The following is a 13,258-nucleotide window of genomic DNA, read 5'->3' on the forward strand; positions in this document are numbered from 1 at the left end:
CGGTACGGGACGGGACCGTCGTCAGTCGGCGGTCTCCCCCGTCGCCCAGTCGCGGATCAGGCGGATCGTGCGGTCGGTTCGTTCCTCGTGCAGGTAGTGGCCGGTGTGCGGCCAGTGCTCCACGCGGGAGCCGGGCACGTGCAGGGTGCCGCGCTCCCAGGCGGCGGCCTCGGAGGAGGTCCACACGGTGAGGGCGGGCTGGGAGCGGCGGCGGAGGTGGGCTTCGGTGTGGGGTCGCACGCCGACCGCGCCCGGGTCGGTGTACATGCCCGCGTACGCCTGGGCGACGACGTGGTCCGGGGTGCCGAGCATGGTGCGGACGTGGGCGGTGCGCAGTCCGGGCGGGGCGTCGGGCGCGAAGGCCGCCGCGACGAAGGCGGCCGCGGCCCGGGCGCCGTGCTCGTCGTACTCCCGGCGCCGCTCGGGGATCCGCTCGACCTCCTCGCCGTGTGCTCCGTGAGCCGGGTCCAGGGCGACGACCGACCGGACGTGGTGCGGATGGCGGGCGGCGAGCAGGTTGACGACCTGGCCGCCCATGGAGTGGCCTACGGCGGTCACGGGCCCGGTGCCGAGGGCGGCGAGGAGCGCGGCCAGGTCGTCGGCCATCTCCTGCGGGGTGTTGCCCCGCTCCGGCACCTGGGAACGGCCGTGCCCGCGCAGGTCGGGGAGGAGGACGTGGAAGACGTCGGCGAGCGCCTCGGCGTGCGGCGCCCACTCCCGCCCGTCCCCGCCCCAGCCGTGCACCAGCAGCACCGCCGGGGCGTCGGCGGGGCCGTGCCGGGTGCAGAAGAGACGGACGCGGTCGAGGTCGAGGAGGGTCATCGGCAGCCGTCCGGTGCCGGCGGGCGGGCTGCGCGGGTGAAGTACAGGTCGGGGCCGTCGAGTTGAGGGGCAGGGGCAGCCAGGCTGGGGGTGGCCGGCAGATCGGGCGCCCGGATCCCGCCCCGGGAACGCTGGTTGACGAGGTCCCGGGAAAAGCGGAGGTGTGCACCCGGGTACCAACCCAAGGCGGACGTGGCGCCGTGGGAGTCGGCGCCGACCCACGCGTACCTCACTTGAGGCTGCCCATCAGGATTCCGCTGCGCCAGTACTTCTGGAGCGCGAACATGAAGACCGCGAGGGGGACGATCGACAGCAGGGAGCCGGTCAGGACGAGGGTGTTCATGTCCCGTGCGGTCTGGGCCTGTTGGAGCCAGGAGTACAGCCCCAGGCTGACCGGGAAGGTCCGTTCGCCGTTGAGCATGAACAGCGGCAGGAAGAAGTTGTTCCAGATGTCGATGAAGACGAGCATGAAGATCGTGATGCCGCCGGTCATCATCAGCCGCAGCGCCACCGTCCAGAAGATCCGCACCTCCCCCGCGCCGTCGATCCGGGCCGCCTCCATCAGCTCGCCGGGCACGGAACTGTCGGCGTAGACCTTGCCGAGGTAGACCCCGAACGGATTGATGAAGTACGGGATGAGGATCGACCAGATCGTGTTTGTCAGGCCGATCTTCGCGAAGACCAGGTAGAGGGGGAACGCCAGCAGGGTGCTCGGCAGGAGCGAGGCGCCGACGATGAGCGCGAACAGGGCGCCGCGGCCCCGGAATTCGAACTTGGCCAGGCCGTAGCCGGCGGCGAGCGAGATCAGCGTGGAGCCCGTCGCGCCGAGGGTGGAGTACAGGACCGAGTTGCCGATCCAGCGGGTGAAGACCCCGTCGTGGTAGGTCCAGATGTCCTGGAGGTTGCTCCCCAGGTGGTTGTCGGAGAACCACAGGCCGAAGGTCGAGTACAGGTCGGTCTGGTTCTTCGTCGCCGAGACGATCAGGAACCAGGTGGGGGCGAGCGAGTACAGCAGGAAGAGGACCAGCAGACCGGTGGTGAGGGCGACCGCCCGGCGGGTGGGGCGCGCTCCGCCCCCGGTGGCGACACTGCTCATGACATCTTCCTGTTCGTGACCCGGTAGAAGACGAAGGCGAGGACGCCGGTGATCACGGCCAGGACCAGTGACTCGGCGGCCGCGTACTGGTAGTCGCCGGTGCGGAACGCCTTGTCGTAGATCTCCATCATCGGAGTGAAGTCGGTGTTGATCGATTCCGGCGCGATCTGCCGCATCAGCAGCGGCTCGGCGAACAGCTGGAGCCGGCCGATCAGGGAGAACATGCCGGTCAGGACGAGGATCCCGGTGATGTTGGGAACCTTGACCGACCAGGCGATACGCCACTCCCGGGCGCCGTCCAGCCGCGCCGCCTCGTACAGCTCGCGGGGCAGCGCCTGGAGGGCGGCGGAGATCAGGATCATGTTGAAGCCGACGCCCTGCCAGGTGAGCAGATTGCCCAGCGAGAGGTAGGTGTTGACGCCGCCGAAGAAGTCGAGGTCGGTGCCCGCCCGGTGGGCCAGGTCGAGCAGCGGCGAGCCGGTCGGGCTGTAGAGGAACAGCCACATCACGGTCGAGACCACGGCGGGCACGACGTACGGGATGAGCAGCGCGGCCCGGAAGAAGCGCACCGCGCGGGCCGCCACCCCGTCCAGCAGCAGGGCGAGCAGCAGGGACAGCCCGAGCATCACCGTGAGCTGCGCGGTGCCGAACAGCAGGGTGCGCAGCACGCTGGACCAGAAGGCGCTGTCACCGAGGATCGAGGCGAAGTTGGCGAAGCCGGTGAAGACGACCCGGGTGGGGCCGAAACCCAGCCCGCTGCTCCTCTTCTCGTGCAGGCTCTGGCTGAAGGCGTAGCAGATCGGCACGACATAGGTGGCCACGAAGCCCAGCAGGAAGGGCAGTGCGAAGAGCAGCCCCTTGCGGGCTCCCCTTCTCCCGGTCCGGCGGGGGGAGGTCCGCCGGGCCGGGGAGGCGGTGGCGACCGCGGCCGGTCGCGTCAGGGTGGGCACGGGTGTCTCCAGGGGTGGTGCCTACGGGAGTCGGGTCAGCTGCCGGCGACGGCCTTGGTGCCCTTGCCGTTGAGGTCGTCGAGGGTCCACTTCTGGAGCGAGGCGAGCATGTCCTTCACCCTGAGCTGCTTCTTGAGGACCTTGCCCCACTGCTTCTGCATCTCGGAGTACATGGCCGCGTAGTTGGGCCCGTACTGCCACTGGTCGCCGACCCGGGCGGCGGCCGTGGTGATGACCTGCGCGCTGTCCGACTTCCCGTTGAACATGTCCGTCGGGATGATCTTGTCGACGTACGGCGAGACGTCCTTGACGGCGGGGAAGAGCCCGGACTTGGACGCGGGGTCGGTGAGGGCCGTCAGCGACTCCTTGCTGCTGGACAGCCAGGCGGCGAACTGGGCTGCGCGGTCGGGGTACTTGCAGCCCTTGAGGACGGCCGTGGTGTCGAAGTTGCTGGAGGTGCGCGGCTGGGCGGCGTCGAAGAGCGGGGCGTCGGCGAGCTGCCACTTGCCCCTGGACTTGGGGAAGTTGGTGTCGTAGATCGGCAACTGCCAGGTGGACGTGGTCATCGCGATGGTCCTGCCGAGGTCCCAGGTCCTGAAGACGCCCGGGTCGGCGTAGGAGGCGCTGGACGTCAGGTCGTTGTCGACGAGCTGCTGGACGACGTCACCGGCCCTGAGCGCCTCGGGCGAGGTGAAGTCGATGACCCAGTGGTCGCCGTCGGCCTTGTACCACTGGGCGCCGGACTGCCAGGACAGGTCGACGAGGGTGCTCGGGTCCTCACCGGCCATGTTGAAGATCTTGACGTTCTTGTCCTGCTCCTGGACCTTCTTGCCGTCGGCGATCAGGTCCGCCCACGTCCTCGGGGCCGTGATGCCGTACTTCGCGAAGAGGTCCGCGCGGTAGGCGGTGAACAGCGGCGAGGATCCCGTCGGGATGCCGAAGGTGGTGCCGCCGGGGCTGACCGCGTTCCAGGCCGCGCTGGTGTAGGCGCTCTTGTACGGGGCCGCGACCTTGGTGATGTCGGTGAGCAGGCCGTCCGCGGCGAAGGTCGCCAGGTTCATCCCGTCCATCTTCGACAGACAGGGCGCGGTACCGGCGTTCACCGCGGCCCGCAGCTTCGGGTAGACGGTGTCGCCGGCGGCGTTGACGTAGGTGATCTGCGTGTCGGGGTGTGCCTTGTTCCACACCTTGGTCTGCGCCTCGATGCCGTCGGACCAGCTCCAGAACTCCAGCGTGACCTTGCCCTGGGTGGTCTTCGTGGCCGATCCGGAGTCGTCGGCCCCGCAGCCGGCGAGCAGGAGGGACAGGGACGCCACGGCCGCCACCGGCACCAGGGCTCTCTTACGGAACGGGGACATCGGTCCTCCACGGAAGGCGCGTCGGATAGTAACCGTTTGTCGTGGACCGTAGGACGGAGCGCGAGGAATCCACAAGAGGGCGAAGTGAGAATATTTCGCGGCACCCGTAAGAGCCCTGCCTCCGGGTCGGTTTGGCCTGCATGTTGACCTTTGCCGAAGGGACTCCGTAGCGTGGAATACGTTTACTAGCCAGCAGGAGTGCCATGTCCTCAGCCCCGCTGCCCACCGCCGTGTTCGCGATGAACCCGGTCCACCTTCCCGAGCTCTTCCCGCCGCCCCTCATGTCCCGGCTGCGCGAGCTCGTGGCCATCGATCCGGGTCTCGTCGTCCACGACTTCGCCGATACGGCGGCCGCCCCCGCCCTGGCCCGGGCCGAGCTGCTGATCACCGGCTGGGGCTGCCCGCACCTCGGCGCCGAGGCGCTGGACGCCGCTCCCCTGCTGCGGACCGTCCTGCACACCGGCGGCAGCGTCCGCAGCATGCTCGGGGAGGCGTTCTGGGAGCGCGGGCTCACCGTCTCCAGCGCGGTCGGCGCCAACGCGCTGCCCGTCGCCGAGTACACGCTCGCCGCGATCCTGTTCGCCGGGAAGGACGCCTTCCGCCTGCGCGAGCGCTTCCGCGACGAGCACGTCTATCCGGGCCCCGACGAGTACGCGGCGGTCGGCAACCTGGGGCGGCGGGTCGGAATCATCGGCGCCTCCCGGGTGGGGCGACGGCTGCTCGAACTGCTGCGCCCCTTCGATCTGTCGGTCGCCCTCCACGACCCGTACGTGCCGGACGCGGAGGCGAGATCCCTCGGCGCACAGCCGCTGCCGCTGGACGAGCTGCTGCGCGGCAGCGACATCGTCAGCGTGCACGCGCCCGACACCCCCGAGACGTACCGCATGCTCGGCCGGGAGCGGCTCGCCCTGATCCCGGACGGCGGTGTGCTGATCAACACCTCGCGGGGCGCCCTCGTCGACCCCGACGCGCTCACCGACGAGCTGGTCGCCGGGCGGATCAGCGCGGTGCTGGACGTCACCGAGCCCGAGCCGCTGCCCGCCGGCTCCCCGCTCTACCGGCTGCCCAACGTCTTCCTCACCCCGCACATCGCCGGCTCCCTCGGCAATGAACTGGCCCGCCTCGGCGGCACGGTCGTCGCGGAGCTCGAACGTCTCGCCCTCGGCCTCGCCCCCGCCCACGCGGTCCGCCGGTCCGAACTCGCCATCAGCGCCTGAACCCCGTACGACGCCGCCTCGGGAACGACTCCGTCCCGGCGTGCGGCGGCAGGAGCCGCACCCGAAAGGAAGTCCGTCCATGTCGGAATCCACCGCGCCCCGAGCCGTCGCGCGTCGATCGGCAGAACGCAGTTCCGTGGAGGGCGGAGCCGCAGAGCGCAGCTCCGTCGAGCGCGGATCCGTCGAGCGCGGATTCGTCGAGCGCAGGTCCGTCCTCAAACTGGCCGCCGGTACCGCCGGCGTCCTCGTCTCCGGCCAGGTGTGGCAGGCGCCCGCCGCGCTGGCGGCGACCGCCGACCGGACGGGCGCCCGCGACACCGTCGTGTTCGGCGACGCGGCCTCGGAGACGGCGCACGCGCTGACCGCCACGTTCTCCGACGTGGTCACCGGCGGCCTCGACCAGCCTGCACGGGTACTCAACCCCAAGGACACCGCGGACTTCTGGGGCGGCGCCCTGGCCGTGACCATGGCCTGCCGCCCCAAGGGCACCACCTACGTCACGATCAAGCTGTGGGGCTCGGACGCCGGGGAGGAGCTGGGCCGGCTCCAACTCTTCGCCGACGGCAAGCAGATCGGCCACTACCACCTGGGCGCCGTCGACCCGCTCGACATCCCGGCCGCCGATCCCCGTACACCGGGACGGTTCTTCTTCCACACGCTGCCGCTGCCCGCCGACCTCACCGAGGGCCGGACCTCCATAGCCCTGGAGGTCCGTTCCATGGGCCGGATCGCGGGATACGCGCAGTCGGCCGCCGACTACTACAAGGTCAAGTCCGGTCCCAGCAGGGGTGTTTACCGGCTCTACACGCACGACGAGCCGTACTTCGGGCTCACCGCGGACGACGTGACCGGCACCCTTCCGGCCCTGCGGGCACGCACCTCCCCGGGCAGCGAGGTGGTGGACACGATCAACCGGCGGGTCATCGCCCAGGCCGCGGCCGAGGCCGCACGGACCGCGCCGCAGACGGACCTGTGGTACCTGGAGTTCCTGGCCCGGGCCTACGGGATGCCGTCGACGGCCGCCTACCGCAACAGCGCCGTGCCCCTGCAGATCACCAGCAGCCTGGACGCCGTGTACTGGAACTACCTCGCGAACAGCAAGGTGATGACGGACTCCGGTCAGCAGTGGATGGGGCTGGGCCGGGCGGGTCTGGTGCTGCTCCAACTCGCCGACGCCCTCACGCCGTTGCTCGACGAGCCGGTCATCGGCTCGCCGGGGACCATCGCCAACGGCGGCTTCGAGTTCGGCACTTCGCTGCCCACCGGCTGGCGCGCGGTCACCTGGTCGGGACAGGGCACCGTCACCCGTGACACCACCGTCGCCCGTGACGGCACCGCCTCGGCCAAGGTGACGATCCCGGTGTCGGGCACGGTGGGCCTCGCTCCCGGCGCACGCGTCCCGCTCGAACAGGGCACGTACACCTACGACGTGTGGGTCAGGACCGACGGCGTGGGCACCAACGGCGCCTATCTCGACGTCCTCTTCTTCAACGCCTCCGGGACGCTGGTCGGCGGCGACAACAAGTTCTACGCCTCCGCGGGCACCCACGACTGGGAGCACGTCACCGCCTCCCTCGCCACGCCGGCCGGCGCCACCCGGGCCGAGGTGCAGGTGCGGCTGGCGGGCGCGGGCACGGCCTGGTTCGACGACCTGACGCTCACCCCGCCCGCGACGGCGACGACGAAGCCGGTCATCCGCCGGGCCGCGTGGACGAAGATGCTGCTGGACAGCCGCGAGTACTGGCGGCAGCACTTCCCGCAGTACACCAACCAGGCGATCATCTGCGCGATCGGCCTCTATCTCGCCGACCGGGGACTGGAGTTGCTCGGCTCCGACCGCGCGTGGGGCGAGACGAAGGCCCGCGACTACATCCACCAGTCGGTGGGCCTCAAGCCCTGGCTCGGCCCGGAGAACGAGGACGGCACGCCCAAGAAGCCTCTGGGCGGCTCCTATTACCAGGTCACCAAGGCGGGTATCTCCAAGGAGCTCGGATACGCCGGGAACTACGGGGAGTTGCAGGACTGGCTCGCCCTGCTCCATGACGCGGTCATCGGCATCGGCGGGGTCCAGGACACCGTCCTGCACGCGCACCTGGTCAAGATGGCCAAGGCCCGCGCGGTCCTCCATCACCCGGCGCTGGACGCGGACGGCTACCGCACGATGCGTATCGAGGCCGTCGTCGGCTGGCGCGACGCCGAGTACCCCGGGGCCGTCGCCTACGACGAGGGCACCAAGTGGGACGGCCACCCGCTGCGACTCGCGGCCCTGCTGAAGGACCCCGACCTCACCGCGTACGCGAAGCAGTCCATCGCCGAGGGGCAGGTCTTCCCCGCGCTCCAGGGGACCTACGACCTCGGGTCCTCGGCGCGGACCAACCTCAACCTGCTGTCCACCGCCGACGATTACGCCTACGTGAGCGGCGCCGAGGGCAGCGGGGCGCTGCTGCCCATGACGCCGGGGCAGCCGGACCTGGTCCTCACCGACGAGGAGAACGGCCTGGTCGCCGTCAGGCACGGGGACGAGATCCTGTACGCCTCGCTGTACTGGCGGGCCCGCTGGGGCGTCAACCGGCTCGCCCGCGTGCATCTCATCGGCGCCGACGGTATCGAGCGCTCGGCGACCGTGTGGCAGGACGTCAAGTACGTCCCGGACGGCCGCGCCTTCGCCGAACCGGACTGGGTCAACTTCGAGTTCACGGTGGGCGACCTGGTCATCCCCGACGGGGGCTTCCCGCCGCCCGGCGACACCGTGCACCAGGCGTTCGCCGGTCAGGTGCTGCCGCTGGCCAAGGCGCCGGACGACGTGCCGGACATCCCGGTGGGCACCGAGAGCCCGTACGCCGGGCGCACCTCCTTCTACCGGTGCGCGTACGGCCCGTACCTCATCGCCATGAACACGACCTCGGACCGCACGTACACCTTCACCACGCAGGGCTTCGGCGCCTCCGTCGACCTGGTCACCGGCGCCCGGGTGAGCGGCAACACCGAGGTACGGGTGAAGCCGGGGACGACGGTGGTACTGCGCCGCCGCTGACGGTCCGGCGGGAGGAGTCCGGCGCGGGGAACCGACCGTCCCTCGTGACCCGCGCGGGGAACCGACCGTCCCTCATCACCCGCGCGGCCGGGAACGGTCAGGTGGATTCGCGTACCACCAGCCGGCACGGCACGGTGTGCACGCCCCGCTCCGGTTCGGCGCCGATGGCGTCCAGCAGCCGTAGCGCGGCCTGCCGTCCGATCTCGCCGAGGTCGGTGTCGATCGTGGTGAGGGGCGGGCGGCTGGCCAGCGCCATGATGTCCCAGTTGTCGTAGCCCACGATCGCCACCTGCCCGGGGACGTCCAGGCCCTTCTCGCGCAGGGTGTCGGCGACGCCTCGGGCGATCTGGTCGTTGCCGCAGAAGAAGGCGTCCGTGTCCGGTGCCGTACGCAGCACCGCCTCGGCGGCGCGCCGGCCCCACGCCTCGCTCCACTCGCCGAAGTGGACCCGCCCGGTGGCGAGTTGGAGCGCCTCCCGTTCGAGGAGTTCGACCGTGTGGCGGGCGCGGTCCCGGGCGGCCGCGTGGTGCGCCGGACCGGTGATGTGCGCGATCCGGGTGCGGCCGGTGGCCAGGAGGTGCTCGACGGCCAACTGCGCCCCACTGCGGTCGTCGGAGACGACCGAGATGTCGTCCGGGTCGGTGGACGGCGAGAGGGCGTAGACCGTCGGAATCGGCTCGATGCCCTTCAGGGGCGGCCGCGGGTCGGTGCGGCGGCCGGTCACGATGATGCCGTCGACCCGCCGGTCCATCAGGTTGCCCAGATGGTGCTGCTCGCGGATGGCGTCACCGCGGGTGTCGCACAGCAGCACCGAGATCTTCCCCGCGCCGAGCGCGTCCTCGGCGCCGAGCAGCACCGGGGTGCTGAACCGGCCGATGCCGTCCGTCGTCATCAGCCCGACGGTCCAGCTGCGCCCGGTGTGCAGGCTCTGCGCGTGCTGGTTGGGCCGGAAGTCGAGCGCCTCCACGGCCTCCAGCACCCGCTGCCTGGTCTCCGGCCGCATCCGGCCGCTGCCGTTCAGGGCCTTCGACGCCGTCCCGACGCTCACACCGGCCAGCTTGGCGACATCGGCGAGCTTCGCCCGCCCTGTTGGGGGAGAACCTGGAACGGCGGTCACGCGCAACCCTTTTCCTGGACATCATCGACGGCGTTCATCCTGACACCAATCCCCCGGGCTGACCAGCCTCGCTGATGCATCAGTAAATACTTGTGCCACACCTCTTGACTGCACCCTGTGGCGTTCCTACGTTTCCGGCTAGAAAAACGATTGCGCAATCGGGTCGCAGATACCGGGCACCCCCGGTGCGTCCGTCCACCCGCTTCCCGCCTAGCCGTCCGGAGAGCCATGCCCCGCCCCCGTTCCACCGTGCCCTCGTCCCCGACCCCGGCCTCGCCCGGGCAGGGACACGGCCGCACGGGTCCGGTCCGTCCCGGCCCGGGCGCCGAGGTCGCGCTGACCCCCGTCGCCGTAGAGGTGCGCGACGGTTTCTGGGACACCCGCCGCCGCGTCAACGCCCGCACCTCCGTCCCCCAGGGCCCCGGGCTGCTGGAGTCGGCGGGCAACCTGCACAACCTGCGGGTGGTGGCGGGCACGGCCGAGGGCGAGTTCAAGGGCGCCTACCCGTTCGTGGACTCGGACGTCTACAAGTGGCTGGAGGCCGCCTCCTGGCAGCTCGCCCAGGCGGACGACGAGGCGCTCGCCGCGGACGTCGACCGGATCGTCGCCCTCATCGCCGCCGCCCAGCAGGATGACGGCTACCTCAACACCTGGTTCCAGCTCCTCAAGGGCGGCGAGCGGTACCAGGACCTGCGCTGGGGCCACGAGCTGTACTGCGCGGGCCATCTGATCCAGGCCGCGGTGGCCCACCACCGGACCACCGGGCGCCCCGAACTCCTCGACGTGGCGCGGAAGTTCGCCGACCACGTCGACTCCGTCTTCGGCCTGCCCGACAGCGGCAAACCGATCGACGGCATCGACGGCCACCCCGAGATCGAGACCGCTCTGGTGGAGCTGTACCGGGAGACCGGCGAGCGCCGCTACCTGGACCTGGCCGGCTACTTCGTCGACCGGTTCGGCCACGGTCTGCTGGGCGGCGAGGCGTACTGCCAGGACCGGGTGCCGCTGCGCGAGGCGACGGACGTCGAGGGGCACGCCGTACGCCAGTTGTACCTGCTGGCCGCGGCCACCGACCTGGCGACCGAGACCGGCGACAGGCAACTGCGGGCCGCCGCGCAGCGGTTGTGGGCGGCGATGACCGCGACCAAGACGCACCTCACCGGCGGGCTCGGCGCGCACCACGACGAGGAGGACTTCGGCGACCCGTACGAGCTGCCCAACGAGCGGGCCTACTGCGAGACTTGCGCCGCCATCGCCTCGATCCAGTGGAGCTGGCGCCTGGCCCTGCTCACCGGCGGGGCCCGCTACTCCGACCTGATCGAACGCACCCTCTTCAACGGCTTCCTCGCCGGTGTCTCGCTGGACGGGGAGCGCTGGCTGTACGTCAACCCGCTCCAGGTGCGCGACGGGCACACCGACACCGGCGGCGACCAGTCGGCGCGCCGCACCCGCTGGTTCAGGTGCGCCTGCTGCCCGCCGAACGTCATGCGGCTGCTGGCCTCCCTGGAGCACTACCTCGCCTCCACGGACGCCGGCGGCCTGCAGATCCACCAGTACGTCACCGGGCGCTACGCCGGTGTCCTCGACGGGGCCCCGGTCGCGGTGGCCGTCGAGACCGACTACCCCTGGCAGGGCACGATCGCCCTGACCGTCGAGGAGAGCCCCGCCGACCGCCCCTGGACGCTCTCGCTGCGGATCCCGCAGTGGTGCCGTGCCTTCCAGGTCCGGATCGGCGGGACGGTGTACGACCACACGGACGCGCCCCTCGCCGACGGCTGGCTGCGCCTCGAGCGCGCCTGGGCGCCCGGTGACCGGGTCGTCCTCGACCTGGTCATGGAGCCCCGGCTCACCGCCGCCGACCCGCGGGTGGACGCCGTACGCGGATGTGTGGCGATCGAGCGCGGACCGCTCGTGTACTGCCTGGAGCAGGTCGACCATCCGGGCGGCGGTCTCGACGACGTGGTCATCGACACGACCCGTCCGCTCGCCGTGAAGCACCGCCCGGACCTGCTGGGCGGGGTCACCACGGTGGTGGCCGCCGGACATCGCAGGCCCATCCCGGACGCCGGCTGGTGGCCGTACCGGAGCACGGAGGGCGACGGGGCGACGGTGCCCGGCGAGCCCCTCGAACTGACCGCGATCCCCTACTACGCGTGGGCCAACCGCCGGGACGGCTCGATGCGCGTCTGGCTGCCCACCTCCTGATCACCCACCGTTCCCCTGCTTCCTACGAGCCGCATCAGACAACGAGGTCATCGTGAGAAAGTCCCGCCGTACTCTGATCACCGCCATAGCCGCCCTCGGCGCGCTCACCTCCGTCGCGGCCTGCGGGGGTGGGTCCGACTCCTCCGCCTCCGGGTCCGGTGACGCCGGCGGGACGTACACCTTCTGGGACCCGTACCCGCAGTTCGACGCCTCCTCGGCGTGGGGCAAGCTGGTGAGCAAGTGCGGTACGGACGCCGGGGTCACGGTCAAGCGGACGCCGTACGACACCACCGACCTGGGCAACAAGGCGCTGCTCGCGGCCCAGCAGGGCAACGCGCCCGACGTGATGCTGGTGGACAACCCGGTGGTCTCCACGCTGGTCGAGGCGGGCATCCTCAACAAGACGAGCGACCTCGGGCTCGACACGGCGTCGATCCAGAAGAACATCATCGGGGCGGGCACCATCGACGGAGCCTCGTACGGTGTCCCGATCGGCGCCAACACGCTCGCCCTCTACTACAACAAGAGCGTGCTGTCCGCGGCGAAGGTCGATCCGGCCTCCATCAAGGACTGGGCGTCGCTGACGGCGGCCCTGAAGAAGGTCAAGGCGGCCGGGAAGAAGGGGATCACCTTCTCCGCGATCAACACGGAGGAGGGCAGCTTCCAGTTCCTGCCGTGGTTCTGGGGCGCGGGCGGTGACCTCACCAAGCTCAACTCGGCCAAGGGCGTTGCCGCGTTGACGCTGTGGAAGAACTGGGTCGACGAGGGCTACGCGCCCAAGGATGTCCTCCAGAACACCCAGACGACCAGCTGGCAGGAGTTCGCCACCGGCGAGTACGCGTTCGGCGAGAACGGCACCTGGCAGCTCGGCAACGCGGAGAAGGCCGGCTTCGGTTACGGCGTGCTCAGCATCCCGGCGCAGAACGGCGGTTCGGCGCCGGTGCCGACCGGCGGCGAGTTCGTCACGGTCCCGGTACAGAAGGACACTTCGCGCTACGACGTGAGCAAGAAGATCGTCACCTGTCTCACCAACTCCGCGAACCTGCTGGCCACGGACACCACGCTGGCGTACGTCGCGCCCACCGCGGCCGTGCAGTCCGAGCAGGTCAAGGCGGACCCTGCGCTCAAGCCGTGGGTCGACGCGGTGGCCTCGGCGCGCGGCCGCACCAGCGGCGGCCTGGGCACCAAGTACCCGACGATCTCCCAGCCGATGTGGACCGCCGTCCAGTCCGCGGTGTCCGGCGGCAAGAGCCCCCAGGACGCGCTGGACACGGCCCAGACGGCCGCCGGCAAGGGCTGACGCTCGGCTCTCTCCACAGTGTCCCGCCCGGGGCGTCGAGTCGTCCCGGGCAGGCCACCACCCGCATCCAGGAGTTCACATGACCACCGCCCGCGTCGGCCACCGCCCCCGACGGGCCCCGGCCGCCAGGCCCGGCGCGACCGGCACCGCCGGCCCGGC

9 protein-coding genes are annotated in these 13,258 nt (G+C 70.9%); 4 read left to right on the top strand and 5 right to left on the bottom strand.

The annotated features are described in order from the left end of the window. Nucleotides 1-21: 21 nt before the first annotated feature. The 4 genes from ABZ896_RS38980 to ABZ896_RS38995 all read right to left on the bottom strand — a co-directional run bounded on the left by ABZ896_RS38980 (nucleotide 22) and on the right by ABZ896_RS38995 (nucleotide 4,226). Nucleotides 22-822, bottom strand: a complete 801-nt coding sequence (locus ABZ896_RS38980) for an alpha/beta fold hydrolase (RefSeq protein ID WP_360939753.1) — start codon at nucleotides 820-822, stop codon at nucleotides 22-24. A gap of 229 nt (nucleotides 823-1,051) precedes the next feature. After that, nucleotides 1,052-1,918, bottom strand: a complete 867-nt coding sequence (locus ABZ896_RS38985) for a carbohydrate ABC transporter permease (RefSeq protein WP_360939755.1) — start codon at nucleotides 1,916-1,918, stop codon at nucleotides 1,052-1,054. After that, a complete protein-coding gene (locus tag ABZ896_RS38990) occupies nucleotides 1,915-2,868 on the bottom strand; it encodes a sugar ABC transporter permease (RefSeq protein ID WP_360939757.1) in 954 nt (317 codons plus the stop codon). The genes ABZ896_RS38985 and ABZ896_RS38990 overlap by 4 nt, the downstream gene beginning before the upstream one ends. 35 nt (nucleotides 2,869-2,903) lie before the next feature. Beyond that, nucleotides 2,904-4,226 carry an extracellular solute-binding protein gene (locus ABZ896_RS38995; RefSeq protein ID WP_360939759.1) on the bottom strand — a complete coding sequence of 441 codons (1,323 nt, stop codon included), beginning with the start codon at nucleotides 4,224-4,226 and terminating at the stop codon, nucleotides 2,904-2,906. Between the two features lie 203 nt (nucleotides 4,227-4,429). Here ABZ896_RS38995 and ABZ896_RS39000 point away from each other — a divergent pair, with 203 nt between their 5' ends. Beyond that, entirely contained in the window at nucleotides 4,430-5,443 is a 1,014-nt protein-coding gene (locus ABZ896_RS39000) for a hydroxyacid dehydrogenase (protein ID WP_360939761.1), read from the top strand. Nucleotides 5,444-5,522: 79 nt separating this feature from the next. After that, the gene (locus tag ABZ896_RS39005) at nucleotides 5,523-8,477 is read left to right on the top strand and encodes a Tat pathway signal protein (RefSeq protein WP_360939763.1); all 2,955 of its coding nucleotides are present in this window, start codon (nucleotides 5,523-5,525) and stop codon (nucleotides 8,475-8,477) included. A gap of 97 nt (nucleotides 8,478-8,574) precedes the next feature. Here the strand turns inward: ABZ896_RS39005 and ABZ896_RS39010 are convergent, their stop codons facing one another. Further along, on the bottom strand, nucleotides 8,575-9,594 hold the full coding sequence (locus ABZ896_RS39010; protein WP_360939765.1) for a LacI family DNA-binding transcriptional regulator: 1,020 nt from the start codon (nucleotides 9,592-9,594) through the stop codon (nucleotides 8,575-8,577). Between the two features lie 228 nt (nucleotides 9,595-9,822). Between ABZ896_RS39010 and ABZ896_RS39015 the strand changes: the two genes are divergently transcribed. Together ABZ896_RS39015 and ABZ896_RS39020 are read left to right on the top strand one after the other, a co-directional pair. Continuing rightward, entirely contained in the window at nucleotides 9,823-11,799 is a 1,977-nt protein-coding gene (locus tag ABZ896_RS39015) for a beta-L-arabinofuranosidase domain-containing protein (protein WP_360939767.1), read from the top strand. A gap of 52 nt (nucleotides 11,800-11,851) precedes the next feature. Then, nucleotides 11,852-13,099, top strand: a complete 1,248-nt coding sequence (locus ABZ896_RS39020) for an extracellular solute-binding protein (protein WP_360939769.1) — start codon at nucleotides 11,852-11,854, stop codon at nucleotides 13,097-13,099. Nucleotides 13,100-13,258: the final 159 nt, after the last annotated feature.

It is taken from the genome of Streptomyces sp. NPDC047072 (assembly GCF_040643855.1).
Classification (GTDB): domain Bacteria; phylum Actinomycetota; class Actinomycetes; order Streptomycetales; family Streptomycetaceae; genus Streptomyces.